This is a genomic window from Leifsonia sp. GW821-FHT13C05 (assembly GCF_058806515.1).
Genome location: NZ_JBXAPT010000001.1, coordinates 623,586 through 643,227, shown reverse-complemented (window position 1 = coordinate 643,227; position 19,642 = coordinate 623,586). Strand labels below are relative to the sequence as shown.

The 19,642-nt window shown below is 69.5% G+C and carries 19 protein-coding genes; 16 read left to right on the top strand and 3 right to left on the bottom strand.

Annotated elements, in window-relative coordinates; translation table 11 throughout:
• Positions 1 to 61: 61 nt before the first annotated feature.
• Positions 62 to 961, bottom strand: a complete 900-nt coding sequence (locus tag AC1ROC_RS03110) for an NAD-dependent epimerase/dehydratase family protein (RefSeq protein ID WP_085371416.1) — start codon at positions 959 to 961, stop codon at positions 62 to 64.
• Between the two features lie 180 nt (positions 962 to 1,141).
• Here AC1ROC_RS03110 and AC1ROC_RS03105 point away from each other — a divergent pair, with 180 nt between their 5' ends.
• The 4 genes from AC1ROC_RS03105 (at position 1,142) to hemW (ending at position 6,209) form a co-directional block, all read left to right on the top strand.
• Entirely contained in the window at positions 1,142 to 2,365 is a 1,224-nt protein-coding gene (locus AC1ROC_RS03105; RefSeq protein ID WP_492998040.1) for an amidohydrolase, read from the top strand.
• Between the two features lie 47 nt (positions 2,366 to 2,412).
• Entirely contained in the window at positions 2,413 to 4,266 is a 1,854-nt protein-coding gene (lepA, locus tag AC1ROC_RS03100) for a translation elongation factor 4 (protein WP_085371236.1), read from the top strand.
• Positions 4,267 to 4,333: 67 nt separating this feature from the next.
• Positions 4,334 to 4,981, top strand: a complete 648-nt coding sequence (locus tag AC1ROC_RS03095; protein WP_492998038.1) for a DUF1990 domain-containing protein — start codon at positions 4,334 to 4,336, stop codon at positions 4,979 to 4,981.
• Position 4,982: 1 nt separating this feature from the next.
• Positions 4,983 to 6,209, top strand: a complete 1,227-nt coding sequence (gene hemW, locus AC1ROC_RS03090) for a radical SAM family heme chaperone HemW (RefSeq protein ID WP_492998036.1) — start codon at positions 4,983 to 4,985, stop codon at positions 6,207 to 6,209.
• Positions 6,210 to 6,308: 99 nt separating this feature from the next.
• Here hemW and AC1ROC_RS03085 read toward each other — a convergent pair whose 3' ends face one another.
• Positions 6,309 to 6,689 (bottom strand): DUF4870 domain-containing protein, encoded by a 381-nt coding sequence (locus tag AC1ROC_RS03085; protein WP_492998034.1) that lies wholly within the window; start codon positions 6,687 to 6,689, stop codon positions 6,309 to 6,311.
• Between the two features lie 151 nt (positions 6,690 to 6,840).
• Positions 6,841 to 7,395: a DUF4870 domain-containing protein gene (locus AC1ROC_RS03080; RefSeq protein ID WP_492998032.1), complete on the bottom strand. Its 555-nt coding sequence runs from the start codon at positions 7,393 to 7,395 to the stop codon at positions 6,841 to 6,843.
• Between the two features lie 158 nt (positions 7,396 to 7,553).
• Here AC1ROC_RS03080 and hrcA point away from each other — a divergent pair, with 158 nt between their 5' ends.
• The 12 genes from hrcA to AC1ROC_RS03020 all read left to right on the top strand — a co-directional run bounded on the left by hrcA (position 7,554) and on the right by AC1ROC_RS03020 (position 19,578).
• The gene (gene hrcA, locus AC1ROC_RS03075) at positions 7,554 to 8,573 is read left to right on the top strand and encodes a heat-inducible transcriptional repressor HrcA (RefSeq protein ID WP_085371231.1); all 1,020 of its coding nucleotides are present in this window, start codon (positions 7,554 to 7,556) and stop codon (positions 8,571 to 8,573) included.
• 28 nt (positions 8,574 to 8,601) lie between these two features.
• Positions 8,602 to 9,708, top strand: coding sequence for a molecular chaperone DnaJ (gene dnaJ / locus AC1ROC_RS03070; RefSeq protein ID WP_085371230.1), 1,107 nt, complete (start codon positions 8,602 to 8,604; stop codon positions 9,706 to 9,708).
• A gap of 7 nt (positions 9,709 to 9,715) precedes the next feature.
• Positions 9,716 to 10,444: a 16S rRNA (uracil(1498)-N(3))-methyltransferase gene (locus AC1ROC_RS03065; RefSeq protein WP_492998030.1), complete on the top strand. Its 729-nt coding sequence runs from the start codon at positions 9,716 to 9,718 to the stop codon at positions 10,442 to 10,444.
• A gap of 24 nt (positions 10,445 to 10,468) precedes the next feature.
• Complete coding sequence (locus tag AC1ROC_RS03060) at positions 10,469 to 10,822, top strand: histidine triad nucleotide-binding protein (RefSeq protein ID WP_085371228.1); 354 nt, start codon at positions 10,469 to 10,471, stop codon at positions 10,820 to 10,822.
• Entirely contained in the window at positions 10,812 to 11,897 is a 1,086-nt protein-coding gene (locus AC1ROC_RS03055; RefSeq protein WP_434948530.1) for a PhoH family protein, read from the top strand. Before AC1ROC_RS03060 ends, AC1ROC_RS03055 begins: the two co-directional genes overlap by 11 nt.
• 9 nt (positions 11,898 to 11,906) lie before the next feature.
• Positions 11,907 to 12,368: an rRNA maturation RNase YbeY gene (gene ybeY / locus AC1ROC_RS03050; protein WP_085371226.1), complete on the top strand. Its 462-nt coding sequence runs from the start codon at positions 11,907 to 11,909 to the stop codon at positions 12,366 to 12,368.
• 7 nt (positions 12,369 to 12,375) lie between these two features.
• Positions 12,376 to 13,674 (top strand): hemolysin family protein, encoded by a 1,299-nt coding sequence (locus AC1ROC_RS03045; RefSeq protein WP_492998027.1) that lies wholly within the window; start codon positions 12,376 to 12,378, stop codon positions 13,672 to 13,674.
• Positions 13,671 to 14,564, top strand: a complete 894-nt coding sequence (era, locus tag AC1ROC_RS03040) for a GTPase Era (protein WP_085371224.1) — start codon at positions 13,671 to 13,673, stop codon at positions 14,562 to 14,564. Before AC1ROC_RS03045 ends, era begins: the two co-directional genes overlap by 4 nt.
• An 80-nt stretch (positions 14,565 to 14,644) precedes the next feature.
• Positions 14,645 to 16,546, top strand: a complete 1,902-nt coding sequence (locus AC1ROC_RS03035) for a sensor histidine kinase (protein WP_492998025.1) — start codon at positions 14,645 to 14,647, stop codon at positions 16,544 to 16,546.
• Complete coding sequence (locus tag AC1ROC_RS03030) at positions 16,543 to 17,253, top strand: response regulator (RefSeq protein WP_492998023.1); 711 nt, start codon at positions 16,543 to 16,545, stop codon at positions 17,251 to 17,253. The genes AC1ROC_RS03035 and AC1ROC_RS03030 overlap by 4 nt, the downstream gene beginning before the upstream one ends.
• A gap of 91 nt (positions 17,254 to 17,344) precedes the next feature.
• Complete coding sequence (locus AC1ROC_RS03025) at positions 17,345 to 18,142, top strand: ABC transporter ATP-binding protein (protein ID WP_492998021.1); 798 nt, start codon at positions 17,345 to 17,347, stop codon at positions 18,140 to 18,142.
• Positions 18,139 to 19,578 (top strand): ABC transporter permease, encoded by a 1,440-nt coding sequence (locus AC1ROC_RS03020; protein WP_492998019.1) that lies wholly within the window; start codon positions 18,139 to 18,141, stop codon positions 19,576 to 19,578. The genes AC1ROC_RS03025 and AC1ROC_RS03020 overlap by 4 nt, the downstream gene beginning before the upstream one ends.
• The last annotated feature ends 64 nt before the right edge of the window (positions 19,579 to 19,642 follow it).

The window sequence follows — 19,642 nt, the reverse complement described above, 5'->3', positions numbered from 1 at the left end:
CGGGGGCGCTGCACGCGAGGTCAGGCAGGCGGAGCACCCCCGGAGTCGATGAGGCGGACGCTCAGTCCGCCGTGCCCGCTCCGACGGCGGCCGGAGCGTACGACCCGCTCACCAGCTCGTCGAGCAGGGTCGGCCCGTTCGGCTCCCAGCCGAGGTCGATGCGGGCCTTCGTTCCGCGTGCCTGCTGGTCGAGGAACAGCGCGTCGGCGAAGTCCGCGCCGAGGCGGGCGCGCGTCTCGTCCGCGCTCTCCGGCTCAACGCCGCCGGAGACACCGGCCGCCGACGCCGCTGCCTCGCCGAGCTCGCGCACGGTCGGGTTCGCGCCGCTCGCGCCGAGGTAGACCGCGCCGGCGTCGCCGTTCTCGAACACCAGCACGTACAGCGCGGCCAGGTCGTCCACGTGCACCGTCGTCCAGTGCTGCTCGCCGTCGCCGACCAGGCGGATGGCGGGTGCGACGCCGGAGCCGCGGGGCGCATCCACGAGCACGTTGGCGATTCCTGCGCCGTGGCCGTAGACGACGGCGGGCACGACGACCGCCGTGCGGATGCCCTCTGCGGCGAGGACGCGCTCCTCCGTCGCCCGGCGCCACGCGGTCAGCGCTGGCGGGGCGGAGGGGGAGTCCTCGGTGATGTCCGGGTTGGAGCCGTACGACCAGATGCCTCCGGTGTGCACGAACGGCTTGCCGCTTCCCTCGAGGCCGCGCAGGACGGCGTCGACGAAGACCGGGTCGACGTCCTTGGCCGATGCGAGGTGGATGACCCCGTCGCTCTCGCGCGCCGCCCGCTCGACGAGCTCGGCGTCGCTCGCATCGCCGATGAGCGCGGTCGCCCCGGCTGCCTCGACTCGCGCGGCCTTCTCCTCGTCGCGCACCAGTGCGGTCACGCTGTGACCCTCCTCGAGGAGGCGGGGGAGGACGGATGATCCGATGAAGCCGGTCGCGCCGGTCAGGAGAATGCTCATGCTCCCGTGAAACGCCGTCGCCGCCGATCCATTCCCGCCACGTGATATTCATTCGCCGGCCTCGCCCGTCTCGGCGCACGCCACCGCACCGCCCGTGGTCCCGCCCACTCCGACGCCCCGCTCCACGCCACCCGCGGCCACCCGCCTCACCACCCCCACCCCAGGCGTATGGTCGAAGCCATGACCACAACCTCTTCCGTCGCCATCGTCAACGCATACCTCGTCCCGGTCGCCGGTGACCCGATCGAGAACGGCACCGTCCTCATCCAGGATGGGAAGATCGCCGCCGTCGGCACCAGCGCGGACATCGCGATCCCGGATGGCGTCCGCACGGTCGACGCGAGCGGCAAGTGGGTGCTTCCCGGTTTCATCGAGTCGCACGGTCATGTCGGCATCCACGAGGAGGCCAATGGCCCCGCCGGCGACGACACGAACGAGATGACGACCCCGAACACGGCCGCGGTGCGCGCCATCGACGCCATCAACATCGACGACGAGGGGTTCCGGGATGCGCTGTCCGGCGGCGTCACGTCCATCGTCGTGAAGCCGGGGTCCGGCAACCCGATCGGCGGCCAGACCGTCGCGATCAAGTCGTGGGGCGGCCGCACCATCGACGAGCAGGTGCTGCGTGAGGCCGTGAGCGTGAAGTCCGCGCTCGGCGAGAACCCGAAGCGGGTCTACGGCGGCAAGAACGTCACCCCGAGTACGCGGCTCGGCGTCGCGATGATCATCCGCGAGGCGTTCGTCGACGCCCAGAACTACCGCGCCCAGCGCGACGACGCCGAGAAGGAGGGCAAGCCGTTCGCCCGCGACCTCGGCAAGGAGACGCTGGTGCGCGTGCTCGACGGCGAGCTCGCCTGGGACCAGCACACCCACCGCCACGACGACATCGCCACCGCCATGCGCCTCGCCGACGAGTTCGGCTACCGGCTCGTCATCAACCACGGCACGGAGGCGCACAAGCTCGCCGACGTGATCGCCGACCGCGACATCCCGGTGATCTTCGGCCCGATGTTCACCTCCCGCTCGAAGGTGGAGCTGCGCGACAGGGCCATCGCCAACCTCGCGAAGATCGCCGCGGCGGGCGTGCGCGTCGCCATCACGACCGACCACCCGGTCGTGCCGATCAACTTCCTGGTGCACCAGGCGTCGCTCGCGGTGAAGGAGGGCCTCCCGCGCGAGACCGCGTTGGAGGCGCTGACCGTGAACCCGGCGTCGTTCCTGAAACTGGACGACCGCGTCGGCTCCCTCACGCCCGGCCTCGACGGCGACGTGGTGGTCTGGTCCGGCGACCCGCTCGACGTCAACTCGCGGGCCGAGCGCGTCTTCATCGAGGGCACGGAGGTCTACCGCTGGGAGGACGGCGCCGGCGTCGTGGTCGAGCGCTCCGAGCGCTTCGCCTGAACCTCGAATAGGAGACGCGCCGGTCCGCATGGGAGAATCGCAGCACAATGTCACCACGAGCTCTGAAGGCCCTCGAGCCCGCCGCGACCGATCCGGCGTTCATCCGCAATTTCTGCATCATCGCCCACATCGACCACGGCAAGTCCACCCTGGCCGACAGGATGCTGCAGATCACCGGCGTCGTCGCCGAGCGCGACATGCGCGCGCAGTACCTGGACCGCATGGACATCGAGCGTGAGCGTGGCATCACGATCAAGAGCCAGGCCGTGCGCATGCCGTGGGGCGACGACGACGGTCAGGCGTTCACGCTCAACATGATCGACACGCCTGGACACGTCGACTTCACCTACGAGGTGTCCCGGTCGCTCGCCGCGTGCGAGGGCGCGATCCTGCTGGTCGACGCCGCGCAGGGAATCGAGGCCCAGACGCTCGCGAACCTCTACCTGGCGCTCGAGAACGATCTCACGATCATCCCGGTGCTGAACAAGATCGACCTGCCCGCCGCAGATCCGGACAAGTACGCCGCAGAGCTCGCCAGTCTCATCGGCGGCAAGCCGGAGGACGTGCTCCGCGTGTCCGGCAAGACCGGGATGGGCGTGGATGCGCTGCTCGACCGGGTCGTGGACCTCATCCCGGCCCCGGTGGGCGTCAAGGACGCTCCGCCGCGCGCGATGATCTTCGATTCCGTGTACGACAGCTACCGCGGCGTCGTCACCTACGTGCGCATGATCGACGGCAAGCTGTCCCCGCGCGAGCGCATCCAGATGATGTCGACCAAGGCCACCCACGAGATCCTGGAGATCGGCGTCTCCGCACCGGAGCCGACCCCCTCGAAGGGTCTGGGCGTCGGTGAGGTCGGCTACCTGATCACCGGCGTGAAGGATGTCCGCCAGTCGAAGGTCGGTGACACCGTCACGTCGGCCGCGAAGCCCGCGACCGAAGCGCTGCCCGGCTACACCGAGCCGAAGCCGATGGTCTTCTCCGGCCTCTACCCGATCGACGGCAGCGACTATCCGGAGCTGCGCGAGGCGCTCGACAAGCTCAAGCTGTCGGATGCCGCCCTCGTCTACGAGCCGGAGACCTCCGTCGCCCTTGGCTTCGGGTTCCGCTGCGGCTTCCTCGGTCTGCTACACCTGGAGATCGTCACCGAGCGCCTCGAACGCGAGTTCGGCCTCGACCTCATCACCACCGCTCCGAGCGTGATCTACGAGGTGACCACCGAGGACAAGAAGGTCATCACGGTCACCAACCCGAGCGAGTTCCCCGGCGGCAAGATCGCCAAGGTCGAGGAGCCGATGGTGAAGGCCGCGATCCTCGCACCCAAGGACTACGTCGGCGTCATCATGGAGCTCTGCCAGAGCCGCCGAGGCTCGCTGCTCGGGATGGAGTACCTCGGCGAGGACCGCGTCGAGATCCGCTACACGATGCCCCTCGGCGAGATCGTCTTCGACTTCTTCGACCAGCTGAAGAGCCGCACCGCCGGCTACGCCTCTCTCGACTACGAGCCCACCGGCCAGCAGGAGGCCGACCTGGTCAAGGTCGACATCCTGCTGCAGGGCGAACAGGTGGATGCGTTCAGCGCCATCGTCCACCGCGACAAGGCGTACGCGTACGGCGTGCTCATGACCGGCCGGCTGCGCGAGCTGATCCCGCGCCAGCAGTTCGAGGTCCCCATCCAGGCCGCGATCGGCGCCCGCATCATCGCCCGCGAGAGCATCCGGGCGATGCGCAAGGACGTGCTCGCCAAGTGCTACGGCGGCGACATCACCCGCAAGCGCAAACTCCTCGAGAAGCAGAAGGAGGGCAAGAAGCGCATGAAGATGGTCGGCCGCGTGGAAGTGCCCCAGGAGGCGTTCATCGCGGCGCTGAGTGGCGACGTGGAGAAGAAGGACAAGAAGTAGGCCATCGTCGCCCGCACCCGATCCGCAGCGTTTTCCCGCACGCAACGCGCCAAGTAAAGTTGTCACCATGCGTCGCTCCACGTTCACCGATGAGCCGGTCACCTATGGTGCGGTCGGTGGGACGCAGGCTGCCGACCTGCTTTACTACCCGCCGAAGGGCTACAAGTCGTTCATCCGCCAGGCGCGCATCGGCAGCGGGGAGGAGCGGTTCGCGTCGACCGTCACTGCGCTGATGACCTGGGGTGTGCAGCGGGGGAGCGGCATCAAGGTCACCGAGACCCACGAGGGCACCGGCGTCCAGTATGAGGGTGTCGTGTTCAACCCGGACGGCACGCCGGCGAAGATGCAGGAGCACCGGCCGTCCGAGGCGACCTTCGCCGACGACGGGTCGCCGTATATCGCCAACGGGATGACCGCCGTGCTGAAGATTCCGTTCTGGCCGCTGACCGTGTCCGCGCCGGTCAGGGTGGTGTACGTCATCGACGAGCCGCAGCGGGCCGGGTTCGCGTATGGGACGCTGCACGGGCATCCGGAGTCCGGCGAGGAGGCGTTCATCGTCGAGCTGAGGGATGACGGGTCGGTGTGGTTCGTCGTGCGGGCGTTCTACCGGCCGTCGACCACGTTCTACCGGCTGGCGTCGCCCGTTCTTCGGCTGGCGCAGCGGCGGTACACCGCCCGGTATCTGCGGTCGTTGCTTCCCGCCAGGGCGGCCTGAGGTGCCGAGCGCTCTTCCCCTCGGCGACCCTGCACCCGCCGACGGACTGCTGCCGTCCAGCGTGCTCGACGGTGTCGGCGAGCGTGCGTTCGGGGTGTACCTGCACGTTCCGTTCTGCCGCGTGCGCTGCGGGTACTGCGACTTCAACACGTACACCGCCACCGAACTGCGCGGCGTCTCCCAGTCCGAATACGCCGGCCACGCCCAGCGGGAGGTCGCGTTCGCGGCCGCAGCGCTCGACGGCAGCGGACTGCCCGCCCGCTCCGTGTCGACCGTGTTCTTCGGCGGGGGAACGCCGACCATGCTGCCCGCCTCCGACCTGGCCGGGATGCTCGGCGCGGTCCGGGATGCCTGGGGGCTCGCACCGGGGGCCGAGATCACCACGGAGGCCAACCCGGACTCGGTCGACGCCGACTACCTGCGCAGCCTCGCCGACGCCGGATTCACGCGCGTCTCGTTCGGGATGCAGTCGGCCGTGCCGCACGTGCTGGCGACGCTCGAGCGCACCCACGATCCGGAGCGGGTGCCGCTTGTGGTCGAGTGGGCGAGGGACGCCGGGCTGCAGGTGAGCCTCGACCTCATCTACGGGACGCCGGGGGAGTCGCTGGCCGACTGGGAGCGGTCGCTCGACTCGGCCGTCGCCTGCCGTCCTGACCACCTCTCGGCGTACTCGCTGATCGTGGAGACCGGCACCAAGCTGGCCAGGCAGATCAAGTCCGGCGTCGTCGCCGAGCCGGACGAAGACCTGCAGGCGGACATGTACGAGCTCGCGGATGCCCGCCTCGCTGCTGCCGGATACGGCTGGTACGAGGTGAGCAACTGGGCGACCGACGACGACCACCGGTCCCGCCACAATCTCGCGTACTGGCAGGGCCACGACTGGTGGGGCGTCGGACCGGGCGCGCACAGCCACGTCGGCGGCGTCCGCTGGTGGAACGTGAAGCATCCCGCCGCCTACGCGGGCCGCGTGCTCGCCGGGGAGTCGCCCGCAGCGGGCCGCGAGACCCTGGATGCGGAGACCAGGCGCGTGGAGCGCGTGCTGCTGCTCACGCGCATCCGGGACGGGATCGCGACCGCCGAGCTCGACCAGTACGGCCGCACGGCGGTGGCCGGGCTGATCGCCGACGGACTGGTGGATGCGCGGGCCGCGCTCCGCGGGACCATCGAGCTCACGCTGTCCGGCCGCCTCCTCGCCGACGCGGTCGTCCGCAGGCTGCTCGACGACTGACACCGGCGCCCGGCGCCGACGACACGCGCCCGGCACACACCCCGGAAACGACGAACGCCCCGGCTCGGAAGCCGGGGCGCACGACGGAGCGGTCGAACGTCAGCTGACGAACTTGATCGCCACCGGGTAGACGTAGTACTGACCCTGGTTGGCCTTGATCGCCGCGATGATGCTGAAGACGATGTTCAGGATGGCCGCAGCAGCGATGATCAGCACGCCGACGAACACGATCGTCAGGATTCCGCCCACGATGTACGCGATGAAGATCGTGATCTGGAAGTTCAGCGCCGTCGCGGTGTGCGCGCGGACGAACGGGCCCTTGTCCTTGAGGACGAGGTAGCCGACGAGCGCCGGGATCCAGTTGAAGATGATGCCACCGATGTGGACCAGGGTCGCCCACAGCTTCTCATCCGAGGGGCTGAGCTGCTGGGCCTGGCCTCCGTACGGTGCACCAGGCGGCGGCGGGGGCGTTGCGGACATGTTCTCTCCTTGGCTGCGCCCGGGGTCCGGGCGGGTCGTGGACGGGATCGTCAGCCATAACAGTAGGGCAAACATGCCGAAACTGGGAAGACGCCGAGAGACCTGGTCCCTCGGCGTCCTCCGGCGGTGCTCTGCGGACGCGGTCTGCGCGCTACTTGATGAACCGGAAGTTGACCGGGTAGCGGTAGGTTCCTCCGCTGTTCACCTTCACGAATCCGAGAATCGAGAACACGAGGTTCACGACGTAGAGGATCCACGGGATGAGCAGGCCGAAGATCAGCCAGCCGAAACCGGTGAACGCCAGGACGGCGCCGACGATCTGGGAGGCGATCCAGACGATGATCCAGGTGATCTGCCAGTTGAGGGCTTCCTTCGACTCCTGGTTGGTCAGCTGACCGCGGTCTTTGAAGACGAGGAAGATGATCAGCGACGGCAGGATCCAGAGGATGCCGCCGAGGTGCGCGAACGACGCCCACTGCTTGTCGGACGCCGCGTCGAGCGGAGCGGCGGCAGGAGCGCCTGCGCCGCCGTACGGCTGCTGCGGTTGCTGACCGTACGGCTGCTGCGGCTGCGCCGGAGGAACGTTCGGCTGCTGCGGCGGGACCTGACCGTATGGCTGCTGCGGCTGCGCCGGGGGGACGTTCGGCTGCTGCGGGGGAACGCCGTTGCCTTCCGGGTTGACCGGCGGCTGGTTCGGGTCACTCATGGTCGGAGCCTTTCGTGAGGGGCAGGCACGTATTCGGACCTGTGCGCATACCGTACTGCCGCCGCTCCCGGCGGGGCAATGATCGTGTGGGCGTGTCAGCGCGTTATGATTAGCACTCAGGTTCAGTGAGTGCTAAAGGTCTTCGGGAGGCGGGTCGCATGGTTTCTGAGCGGAGCCTCGAGGTGCTGCGCGTCATCGTGCAGGACTACGTCGCGTCACGCGAACCGGTCGGCTCGAAGAGCATCGTCGAGCGGCACGCGTTCGGCGTGTCGGCGGCGACGATCCGCAACGACATGGCCGCGCTCGAAGAGGAAGACCTGATCGCAGCCCCGCACACCTCGTCCGGGCGCGTCCCCACCGACAAGGGCTACCGGCTGTTCGTCGACCACCTCGCCGAGATGCGTCCGCTCAGTCAGGCGCAGCGGCAGGCGATCGAGGTGTTCCTCGGCGAGTCCGTCGACCTCGACGACGTGCTGGCGCGCACCGTGCGGCTGCTGTCGCAACTGACCAACCAGGTCGCGCTCGTGCAGTATCCGTCTGTGACAAGGTCGCGCATCCGGCACATCGAGCTGGTGACGCTGGCGCCGCGCAGGCTGCTCAGCGTGCTGATCACCGATTCCGGCGCCGTCGAGCAGCGCGTGATCGAGCTCGGCGCCGAGCTGTCGGACGAAGAGGTCGCCGAGATCCGCGGCGCCATCAACGGCGCTGCGGCCGGACTGTCGCTCAGCGACGCGACCGCCAGGCTCTCCCAGCTCCCGGATGCGCTGACCGAGCGCACCAGGGCGCTGGTCGACCCCGTCGCGACGGCGCTCATGGAGCAGATCGCCGCGAACCGCCAGGACAAGCTGGTGATGGCCGGAGCCGCGAACCTCGTGCGTACCGAGCACGACTTCACGGGGAGCATCTTCCCCGTCCTCGAAGCCATCGAGGAGCAGGTCGTGCTGTTGAAGCTGTTCGGCGAGATGGCCGGCGATCAGCACGGGGTGGCGGTGAGCATCGGGCGCGAGAACGCGTCGTTCGGGCTCGCGGAGACCTCCGTGCTGTCGAGCGGCTACACCGCATCCGGGTCGGAGCTGGCGCGTCTCGGCGTGCTCGGCCCGCTCCGCATGGACTATTCGAGCAACATGGCCGCCGTGCGAGCGGTGGCCCGCTACCTCTCCCGCCTGCTCGGCGAATAAGACAACGAACGAGAAGGAAAAGCCGTCTGTGGCCGACCACTACGAAGTCCTGGGCGTTGAGCGCAACGCCACCCCCGATGAGATCAAGAAGGCGTACCGCCGCCTCGCCCGCGAACTGCACCCGGATGTGAACCCGTCCGCCGAGGCGTCCGAGCGTTTCAAGCTGGTCACCCACGCGTACGACGTGCTGAGCGACCCGCAGCAGCGCGAGCAGTACGACCTCGGCCCGCAGGCCGGCTTCGGCGGAGGCGGCCAGAACTTCGGCGGCTTCGGCGACATCTTCGAGACGTTCTTCGGAGGGGGCGGCCAGACCAGAGGGCCGAAGTCCCGCCGCGAGCGCGGCCAGGATGCGCTGCTGCGCGTCGAGGTGGACCTCGACGAGGTCATCTTCGGCACCCACCGCGACCTCGAGGTCGACACCGCCATCGTCTGCGAGACCTGCAACGGCTCGTGCTGCCAGCCGGGCACCGCTCCGGTGACCTGTGACATCTGCCACGGCACCGGCAGCATCCAGCGCTCCGTGCGTTCGCTGCTCGGCAACGTGATGACCTCCACCCCCTGCGGCACCTGCCGTGGCTACGGCACCGTCATCGCGACGCCGTGCGTCACCTGCCAGGGCCAGGGCCGCGTGCGCGCCCGCCGCACGGTTCCCGTGGACATCCCCGCCGGTGTCGACACCGGCCTCCGGCTGCAGATGCCGGGCAGCGGCGAGGCCGGTCCCGCCGGCGGCCCGAACGGCGACCTCTACCTGGAGATCAAGGTCAAGCACCACGACGTGTTCAGCCGCGACGGCGACGACCTGCTCTGCACGCTCGAAGTGGCGATGACGGATGCGATCCTCGGCACCACGGCCACGGTCAAGGCGCTCGACGGCGACATCAAGCTGGAGCTGAAGGCGGGCATCCAGAGCGCGGACATCATCACGGTGAAGGATCGCGGCATCACGCACCTGCGCGGCAGCGGCCGCGGCGACCTGCGGGTCGGCATCCAGGTGGTCACCCCGACGAAGCTCGACCACAAGGAGCGTGAGCTGATCAAGCAGTTCGCCTCGACGCACAAGCAGGAGGAGCCGTCGCTGGCCCGCTTCCAGCAGGGTCTCTTCGCCAAGCTGCGCGACCGCTTCCTGAACGTCTGATCCCGGCATGAGCTCGCTCTACCTGCGGGAGGACCTGGAGACGGCGACGGTCGGGGAGCGCCTGTCGATCACCGGTGCTGAGGCGAAGCACGCGGCGACGGTCAACCGCACCCGGCCTGGCCAGTCGGTGATGATCGGCAACGGCCGGGGTCTCGTGGCGACGGGCGAGGTGGTGGAGGCGACCAACGCCGCGCTGACCATCGACGTGGCCACGGTGCAGCAAGTCGAGCGCGGTGCGCCGGCGATCACGCTCGTGCAGGCCCTCGCGAAGGGCGACCGTGACGAGCTCGCCATCCAGGCCGCGACCGAATTGGGCGTGGATGCGGTGATCCCGTGGGCGGCATCCCGCTCCGTCTCCCGCTGGGAGGGCCAGAAGGTCGCCAAGGGCCGCGAGCGCTGGGCGACCATCGTGCGCGAGGCGGCGAAGCAGTCGATCCGGGCCTGGGTGCCGGAGGTCGGGGAGCTGGCGTCGACCAAGCAGGTCGCTGCACACTGCGCCGACGCGCGCGTGCTCGTGCTGGAGCCGGACGCGGATGTGCCGCTCACGTCGCTGCAGCCGGATGCGCGCCCTCTCGTGCTGGTGGTCGGCCCGGAGGGCGGCATCGCGCCGTCCGAGCTCGACGCGTTCCGCGGCGCGGGCGCCGAGCTCGTGCGCCTCGGCTCGACCGTGCTGCGCACCTCGACGGCCGGGCCGGCGGCCCTGGCCGTGCTGAACGCATCCATCGGCCGTTGGTGAGGCGTGGCGCTTAAGATGGGAGACATGGAAACCGAGCAGCCTTCGATCTTCTCCCGCATCATCGCGGGCGAGATCCCGGCCGACATCGTCTACGACGGCGAGCGCATCATCGCGTTCAGGGACATCGCGCCCAAGGCGCCCGTGCACCTCCTGGTCGTACCCAAGACGCAGCAGTACCGCGACGTGACCGAGTTGGCGGCGGGGGATCCCGCCCTGCTGGCCGAGCTGGTCGCGACGGCGAAATCGCTGGCGGAGGAACACTCCGACGGTGATTTCCGTTTGATCTTCAATACCGGGGCCAATGCGGGACAGACCGTGTTCCATGTGCACGCCCACGTTCTGAGCGGAGAGCTCGAGGAAGGAAGCCTTGCCGACTAGCGAATCAACGCCTGCAGCGGGAGCATCGGAGTCCGAAGCGCGCCTGCACGTCGACGGCGTGCAGATGGTGCGGTTGCTCGGCCCGCAGGATCGTCTGCTCACCACGTTGGAGCGGCAGTACCCGCAGGTCAGCGTGCACGTTCGCGGCAACGAGATCTCGCTCACCGGCGACGCGTCCCAGGTGGATGCGGCCCGCCGGCTGATCGAGGAGCTGCTGCTGATGGTGCGCAACGGCCAGGAGATCAGCCCCGCCGAGGTGACCAGTTCGGCGAAGATGCTGGACACCGGCCTGAACCTGAGCCCGTCCGACGTGCTCAGCCAGGCCATCCTGACCGCGCGCGGCAAGGCGATCCGGCCGAAGACCCTCGGTCAGAAGCAGTACGTCGACGCCATCGACCACAACACCATCGTGTTCGGCATCGGACCGGCAGGCACGGGCAAGACCTATCTGGCGATGGCGAAGGCCGTGCAGGCCCTGCAGCGCAAAGAGGTCAACAGGATCATCCTGACCCGCCCGGCCGTCGAGGCCGGCGAGCGGCTCGGCTACCTGCCTGGCACGCTCACTGACAAGATCGACCCGTACCTGCGTCCGCTGTACGACGCGCTCAACGAGATGATGGACCCGGACATCGTGCCGAAGCTGCTCGCGGCCGGCACGATCGAGGTCGCTCCGCTGGCGTACATGCGCGGACGCACGCTGAACGACTCGTTCATCGTGCTCGACGAGGCGCAGAACACCACGCCGGAGCAGATGAAGATGTTCCTCACCAGGCTCGGCTTCGGCTCGCGGATGGTCGTCACCGGCGACATCACGCAGGTGGACCTGCCGACGGCGGCCAGCGGCCTCCGGCTGGTGACGCGGGTGCTGAAGGACATCGACGACATCTACTTCGCGCGTCTCACCAGCGACGACGTCGTCCGGCACACGCTGGTCGGCCGCATCGTCGACGCATACACCGAGTACGACGCGCAGAAGCAGGCGCTGCACTACGAGCGCGAGCAGGCGGCCGAGTTCGCCAACCGCGCAGAGCGCCGCTCCGCCGTCCCGCGCGACCGCTTCCCGAAACGACGTTAGGCCCGGCCCATGAGTATCGAAGTCAACAACGAGTCGGCCATCGAGGTGGACGAAGCTGCACTGCAGCGGCTCGCCGGGTACGCGTTCGACATCATGCACGTGCATCCGGATGCCGAGCTCGCCATCGTCCTGGTGGACGAGGCGGCGATGGAGCAGCTGCACGTGCAGTGGATGGACGAGCCTGGGCCGACCGACGTGCTGAGCTTCCCGATGGACGAGCTGCGCCCCGGCACGGAGGAGGAGCCTGCTCCCGCCGGGCTGCTCGGCGATGTCGTGCTCTGCCCACAGGTCGCTCAGGCCCAGGCGGAGACGGCCGGGCACTCCCTGATGGAGGAGCTGCTGCTCCTGACGACGCACGGCATCCTGCACCTGCTCGGCTTCGACCACGCCGAGCCGGCCGAGGAGCGCGAGATGTTCGGCATCCAGCGCGACATCCTGGTGGGCTTCTCCCGCTACGACCGACAGCGATAGGCGCCGGATGCTCGCAACGCTGTTCTTCATCGTCGCGTTCCTGCTCGTCGCGTTCGGCGGCCTGATGGCCGCCGTGGACTCCGCCCTGTCCGTGCAGTCCAGGAACGACATCGCCGAGCTGGCCGAGACCTCGCGGTCGAAGACGTCGCTGCTGGCGATCGCCGCCGATCCTGGTGCGTACTTCAACGCGATCAACTTCAGCCGCATCACCGCGGAGACCACCGCGGCCGTGCTCGTGACGCTCGCCTTCGAGCAGACCTTCGACGAGTGGTGGATCTCGCTGCTGCTGTCCGCGCTCATCATGACGGCCGTGTCGTTCGTGCTGGTCGGGGCGAGCCCGCGCAGCGTCGGACGCGCCAACTCCACGATGCTGTTGCGGCTGACCGCGCCGCTCGTGCGGTTCATCCGGGTGCTGCTCGGCCCGATCGCCGGCGGCCTGGTGGCCCTCGGCAACCGGGTGACGCCGTCGCGGGCGCGCTCCGCGCCGGTCGCGAGCGAGGAGCAGCTGCTCAGCATCGTCGACGAAGCCACCGAGTTCGACGTGCTGGAAGAGGACGACCGCGAGCTCATCCACTCGATCTTCGAGTTCAACGAGACGGTGGTGCGCGAGGTGATGATCCCGCGCACCGACATGGTCGCCATCGACAAATCGGCCGGACTCGGCACCGCGATGGGCCTGTTCTTCAGCAAGGGCGTGTCCAGGATGCCCGTGATCGACGGCGACCCCGACGAGGTCGTGGGTGTGCTGTACCTGCGGGATGTGGCCAAGCTCAGCTTCGAGAGCCCGCTCGGCGCCGACGAGCTGACGATGGGCGACATCGTGCGGCCCGCGCTGTTCGTGCCGGAGTCGCAGAAGGCGGACGCGCTGCTGCGGCAGATGCAGCTGGAGTCCAACCACCTGGCGATGGTGGTGGACGAGTACGGCGGCATCGCCGGGCTGGTGACCCTGGAAGACCTGATCGAGGAACTGGTCGGAGACATCTCCGACGAGTACGACCACGAGGTGGAACTGGTGCAGCAGGTGGGCGAGGGGCGCTATCGCGTGAGTACCCGCCTCCCCATCGACGAACTGGGCGAGCTGTTCGACCTGGAACTGGACGACGACGACGTCGACAGCGTCGGTGGCCTCGTCGCCAAGGCGCTCGGCCGCCTGCCGGAGGTCGGCTCGACCGCATCCACTCACGGACTGCGGTTCACGGTCGACCGCACAGAGGGCCGCCGCAAACACGTCAGCACCGTGCTCGTCGAACGCGACGCAGCACTGATCTCGGCGCCTGGCGCGCCGGAAGAGGAGAACCACTCGTGAACGACTTCCACGCCGGCTTCGCGTCGTTCGTCGGCCGCCCCAACGTCGGCAAGTCCACGCTGACCAACGCGCTCGTCGGCGAGAAGGTCGCGATCACGTCCTCCAAGCCGCAGACCACGCGCCGCGCCATCCGCGGCATCGTGCACCAGAAGAACGGGCAGCTGATCCTGGTGGACACGCCGGGCATCCACCGGCCGCGCACCCTGCTCGGCGAACGGCTCAACTCGCTCGTGCAGTCGACCCTCGGCGACGTGGATGTGATCGGCTTCTGCATCCCCGCCGACGAGAAGATCGGCCCGGGCGACCGGTTCATCAACGAGCAGCTGGATGAGTACCCGCGCGCCAAGAAGGTCGCGATCGTGACAAAGATCGACGCGGCGAGCAAGGCGGCTGTGGCCGAGCAGCTGCTCGCGGTCTCCGCGCTGCGCGAGTGGGAGGCGATCGTGCCGCTGTCGGCGACCAGCCACATTCAGCTGGACACGCTGACCACCGAGCTGATGCGTCTGCTCCCGGTCTCTCCCGCACCGCTGTACCCGTCGGATGCCGTCACCGACGAGGGCCTGGAGGACCGCATCTCCGAGTACATCCGCGAGGCCGTGCTGGAAGGCGTCGAGGACGAGCTGCCGCACTCGCTGGCCGTGACCATCGACGACATCATCGAGCGCGACGACAAAGACCTGGTGGAGGTCTACGCCAACCTGTTCGTCGAGCGCGACAGCCAGAAGGCGATCGTGATCGGCAAGGGCGGCAGCCGCATCCGGGAGGTCGGCGCCACCGCGCGCAAGCCGATCGAGGAGCTGCTCGGCAAGCACGTGTTCCTGTCGATCAGGGTGAAGGTGGCGAAGGACTGGCAGCGCGACCCGAAGCAGCTCGGCCGGCTCGGGTTCTAGGAGCGCCGCGGCGTACATCCCTGGGATGAAATCGGCCGTTCGAGGCGGTGCGGCGCCCGTCGGCCCCGTACCGTAGAGGGATGCCGTACCGTACCCGCCTGGTGGAGAGGATCGTCCCGTACCGCTGGGTCCTCGAACCTGCGCTCGGTGTGGTCCTCTTCCTCTCGTGGGTGATCGCCGGACTTCCGTTCGAGTTCCAGTCGGCGCTCGCGCTCACGTTCTACTGCGCGGCGGTCGCCGTCTCCCGGGTGCTTCCGCCCGTCTCGCTCGGGCTGCTCTGGCTCGCGGTGCTGGGGGAGGCGACGGAGTCGGTCTCGATGCCGATGCCGTTCCGGGTGCTGTCCGCCGTGGCCGTGCTGATCGCGGTGTTCGGCATCGCCGCGCACTCCGGGCCGGTGGTGCGCTGGCTCGACTTCGCGTCCGCCATCCTGGTCGCGCCGATGCTGGCCTACCTCTTCACGGTGCGCGGCGAGCTGAAGTTCCCGCTGATCGGGCCGGTGATCGGCGGCTACTACACCAGCCAAGGTGTCGGGCTGCTGCTGATGAGTCTGCTGCTCGCGGTGACCTTCGTGGCGGGCTGGCTGCTCGGCTTCCTCGTCGCCCGGCAGCGCGCGAGCAGTGTCGGCGCCGGTGCGGAGGAGGGTGCAGTTCCGGGTGCCGAGACGGGCAACCACTCCGTGCTCGTCTGGCTCGCCTCCTCCGGCGGCACCCCCGTTCCCGAGAGCGACCCCAACCGCACGGGCCTCGTGCGCCGCCTCACCAGACGGCAGTTGACGTTCGACATCGCCGGCGCCGTGCTGTTCGCCGTGCTGTGCCTGCCGTTCGACTCGGCGGGGCTGTTCGGCATCTCCGGAGACGGCGGAGCCCGGTCGGCGATCGTGGTGGTGATCGGCTTCACGGTCGCGGTCGCCGTCCGCCGCATCTCCCCGGCCGTGGCCCTCGCCATCGCCTGGCTGACCGCGGTGCTGCAGATGACCACCGGCCACAGCATCCAGTTCAGCGATGTGGCCATCCTGGTCGTGCTGTACGCGACGGCGGCGTACGGGGACAGGATCGTGCGCTGGTCCGGTCTCATCTCCGCCGGGCTCGGCGCGGTGGTCGCCGCGCTCTACCTCTCGCTCACCGCCGCCCTCAACCAGAGCTACCTCGACCTGCTCTCCGGTGCCATCTCGCGGCTGGCGCTCGAGTTCGTCTTCCTCGTGGTGGTCAGCGCCACCGTGCTCGGCCTGTCCTGGGTGCTCGGCCTGCTCATGCGCACCTGGCGCAACGCCAGGATGTCCAGGCGCGCCCAGGTGGTCGCGGAGTTCGACCGGGCGCGCGCCGTCGAGGACGTGGTGGTCGAGCAGGAGCGCACCCGCATCGCCCGCGACATGCACGACGTGGTCGCGCACTCGCTCGCGGTGGTGATCGCGCAAGCGGACGGCGCACGCTACGCCCGGCACGCCGACCCGGATGCGGTCGACGTCGCGCTCAAGACCATCGCATCCACCGCCCGGTCCGCACTCGGCGACGTACGGGTGCTGCTCGCCGAACTGCGCCACGCCCAGCCGGAGGGTCCGCAGCCGTCCCTCGACGACCTCGACCGAACGGTCGAGCAGGTGCGCGCGGCCGGGCTCGACGTCACCGTCGAACGCATCGGCGGCTACCGGATGCTCGGCTCGGCCCAGCAGATCGCCGCGTACCGCATCGTGCAGGAGGCGCTCACCAACGCCCTCCGGCACGGAGACACCAGTATGCCGGCCACCGTCGTCCTCGCCGAGGTCGCGCAGCGCGACGGAGGACCCGGCATCACCATCACCGTGAGGAACACCATGAAGACCGTCCTGACCGACACCCCGGCCACCGGAGCGCTTCCGCGCGTCGGCCATGGCCTGCCAGGGATGCGCGAGCGGGCGACGCTCGCCGGAGGGAGCCTCGCGGCCGGCCCGGCCGGCGGCGAGTTCCTGGTGAACGCGTTCCTGCCGGCGGGGGAGACGGCGTGAGCGGCGACCAGCTGACGGAAGCCGTCGAGGCCGCGACCGGGCGCATCCGGGTGCTGCTGGTCGACGACCAGCCGTTGTTCCGCGCCGGGGTCAGGATGCTCGTGGGGTCGCAGGCCGACCTGGAGTTCGTCGGGGAGGCGGCCAACGGGGCGGAGGGCGTGCAGCTCGCCAGGGACACCGCGCCGGACGTGGTGCTGATGGACATCCGGATGCCCGTGATGGACGGGATCGCGGCGACGACCGAGATCATCGAGAGCGCGGCCCGCGAGGCCAGGAGTGCGCCGCGGATCGTGGTGCTGACCACCTTCGACCTCGACGAGGCGGCCGCCCGTGCCATCCGGGGCGGGGCGAGCGGCTTCGTGCTGAAGGATGCGGAGCCGGAGTTCCTGCTCGCGGCGATCCGCACGGTGCACGCGGGGAGCGCCGTGATCGCGGCGGGGGCGACGCGCGAGCTGTTCCAGTACTTCTCGTCCAGCGAGCCGGTCAAGCCGGAGCCGGAGGAGTTCGGCAGCCTCACCGCGCGGGAGCGGGAGATCTTCGTGCTCGCGGCGCGCGGTCTCAGCAACGCGGAGATCGCGGCGACGGAGTACCTGAGCGAGGCGACGGTGAAGACGCACATAAGCCGCATCCTGAGCAAGCTCGGGCTGCGAGATCGCGTGCAGATGGTCGTCTACGCGTTCGAGCACGGCCTCACCGCGGCGGAGTAAGGAACGGGCGCAAGAATCATCCTTCCGGCTGATCGCGGATAGCCCTGCCGCCCGATCCGGAGACCCTGCCCGCGTCCCTAGCGTGGTGAGCATGGACAACATCACCACCGAGACCGTGACCTCCGCCTCTCCGATCACACCGCCGGAGGAGCCGCTCGTGGCCCGCGTGGTCGATGCGACCAAGTCGTACGGCACGGGTGCTGGACGGGTGAACGCGCTCGACGGCGTCTCGCTCGGCATCCCGGCCGGCCGTTTCACCGCCATCATGGGCCCGAGCGGATCGGGCAAGTCGACGCTGATGCACGTCATGGCCGGACTCGACACGGTCACCGGCGGCCAGGTGTTCCTCGGTGACACCGACATCACCCGGCTCGGGGATGCGGAACTCACCGTCCTGCGGCGCCGTCGCGTCGGTTTCGTGTTCCAGTCGTTCAACCTTGTGCCGACGCTCGACGTCGCCGCGAACATCCGGTTGCCGTTCGAACTCGACGGCCGCCGCCCGACGCGCACCCAGGGCGAGTGGATCGACCACCTGATCAACTCCCTCGGCCTGCGCGCCCGGCTCACCCACCGCCCGCACGAGCTGTCCGGCGGCCAGCAGCAGCGCGTGGCCATCGTGCGCGCGCTCGCCACCCGCCCCGACCTGATCTTCGCCGACGAGCCGACGGGCAACCTCGACTCGCGCACCGGCCGCGAGGTGCTCACCCTGCTCGCCGAGGCGAGCCGCACATACGGGCAGAGCATCGCAATGGTCACCCACGACCCCATCGCGGCGAGCTACGCCGACCGCATCGTGTTCCTGGCCGACGGCCGCGTCGCCGCCGAGCGCGGGCGCTCCGCGGCGGAAGAGATCTCGTCGTACATGCTGGGAATGGAGCAGCACGCGTGAGCCGCCCGTTCTCCGCGTTCCGCGCGAACGCCCGCGACCACCGCGCGAGCATCCTGGTCGCCGCCCTCAGCGCCGCGTTCGGCGTCGCCCTGCTGTCCACCACGAGCGTGCTGTCCGCATACATCGCCGACAGCCCGGTCGCCGAGCACGGCGCCGTCGGGGTCGCCCTCGGGATCGTCGCCGGGGTGTTCTTCATCATCGCCGTCTACGTCGGAGCCATCGTCACCACGAACACCTTCGCGACGGTGATCGCCGGGCGCACGCGGACCATCGCGCTGCTGCGCCTGATCGGGTCGAGCGCCCGCGCGCAGCGTCGCTCGGTGGCGAGCGAGGGGCTCGCGGTCGGACTCGTCGGCGCGAGCATCGGCGGTGTCGCTGCAGCGGTGCTGTCGCTCGCGGCGGTGCGTCTCTTCGTCGCCGTCGGGGTGCTGCCGGATGTGCTCTATCCGGTGATCACGCCCGCGCTGCTCGCGCCGGTCGCCGTGGTGATCGTCACCACCTGGCTCGCCTCCTGGGTCGGCAGCCGCCGCGTGCTCACCGTCACGCCGGTGCAAGCGCTCGGTGCCGCGGAGGAGCGTCCGGCCGCCGCCGTGCGCCAGCGTGGTCGCCTCGTCGTCGCGATCGTCCTGCTCGTCTCCGGCGTCGGGTTGCTCGTGTTCGGCCTGCTGCTCGGGCTGGGCGTCCTCGCCACGAGCGGGATCCCGATCGCCAGCGGGTACGGTGTGCTGATCGCGCTGCCCGGCGGGGTGCTGTCGTTCACCGGGATCGTGCTGTCGGCTCCGTTCTTCATGCCGGGCGTGCTGCGCGCGGTCGGGCTGCTGTTCGGCCGGGGAGCGGCGGGCAGGCTCGCCGCCGCCAACGCCGTCAGGAACCCGGAGCGCAGCTCGCGCACCACCATCGGGCTCGTCATCGGCGTCACTCTCATCACGATGTTCGTGGTGGCCGCGCAGTCCTACCTCCAGATGATCCGTGAGGCGGCGAAGAACGAGCCCGGGATGTACGAGGGAGCTGAAAGTGTCCTCACGGTCACGATGCTGATCTTCACCGTGCTCGTCGGGTTCTCGGCGATCATCGCCGGGGTCGGTGTGATCAACAGCCTGTCGCTCAGCGTGCTGCAGCGGCGGCGCGAACTCGGCCTGCTGCGCGCGCTCGGCTTCAGTGCCGCCCAGGTGCGCAGGATGATCCTCGCCGAGAGCGCCCAGCTGACCATCGCGGCCGTGGTCACCGGGCTGGTGCTCGGCACGGCGTACGGCTGGGTGGGCGCGCAGTCTCTGCTGGGGAGCATCCCGGGCGGCGGGCTGCTTGCTCCGGTGCTGCCCTGGCCGTTCCTCGTGATCATCGTGGTGGCGGCCGCGGCCCTCGCCCTGCTCGCCTCGCTCGCGCCGACACGGCGGGCCACCGCGGTCGCGCCGGTCGCCGCCCTGGCGGTCGACTGAACGAGCGCTCAGGCTGCGAAGCCTCGGAGTCGGCTGAATGTCAGCCCGGCTACAGCTTTCCGCA

Coding starts and splice junctions, on each gene's coding strand:
- AC1ROC_RS03110 (WP_085371416.1), bottom strand. CDS start 961: ATGAGCATTCTCCTGACCGGCGCGACCGGCTTCATCGGATCATCCGTC.
- AC1ROC_RS03105 (WP_492998040.1), top strand. CDS start 1,142: ATGACCACAACCTCTTCCGTCGCCATCGTCAACGCATACCTCGTCCCG.
- lepA (WP_085371236.1), top strand. CDS start 2,413: ATGTCACCACGAGCTCTGAAGGCCCTCGAGCCCGCCGCGACCGATCCG.
- AC1ROC_RS03095 (WP_492998038.1), top strand. CDS start 4,334: ATGCGTCGCTCCACGTTCACCGATGAGCCGGTCACCTATGGTGCGGTC.
- AC1ROC_RS03085 (WP_492998034.1), bottom strand. CDS start 6,689: ATGTCCGCAACGCCCCCGCCGCCGCCTGGTGCACCGTACGGAGGCCAG.
- AC1ROC_RS03080 (WP_492998032.1), bottom strand. CDS start 7,395: ATGAGTGACCCGAACCAGCCGCCGGTCAACCCGGAAGGCAACGGCGTT.
- hrcA (WP_085371231.1), top strand. CDS start 7,554: ATGGTTTCTGAGCGGAGCCTCGAGGTGCTGCGCGTCATCGTGCAGGAC.
- AC1ROC_RS03065 (WP_492998030.1), top strand. CDS start 9,716: ATGAGCTCGCTCTACCTGCGGGAGGACCTGGAGACGGCGACGGTCGGG.
- AC1ROC_RS03060 (WP_085371228.1), top strand. CDS start 10,469: ATGGAAACCGAGCAGCCTTCGATCTTCTCCCGCATCATCGCGGGCGAG.
- ybeY (WP_085371226.1), top strand. CDS start 11,907: ATGAGTATCGAAGTCAACAACGAGTCGGCCATCGAGGTGGACGAAGCT.
- AC1ROC_RS03045 (WP_492998027.1), top strand. CDS start 12,376: ATGCTCGCAACGCTGTTCTTCATCGTCGCGTTCCTGCTCGTCGCGTTC.
- AC1ROC_RS03035 (WP_492998025.1), top strand. CDS start 14,645: ATGCCGTACCGTACCCGCCTGGTGGAGAGGATCGTCCCGTACCGCTGG.
- AC1ROC_RS03025 (WP_492998021.1), top strand. CDS start 17,345: ATGGACAACATCACCACCGAGACCGTGACCTCCGCCTCTCCGATCACA.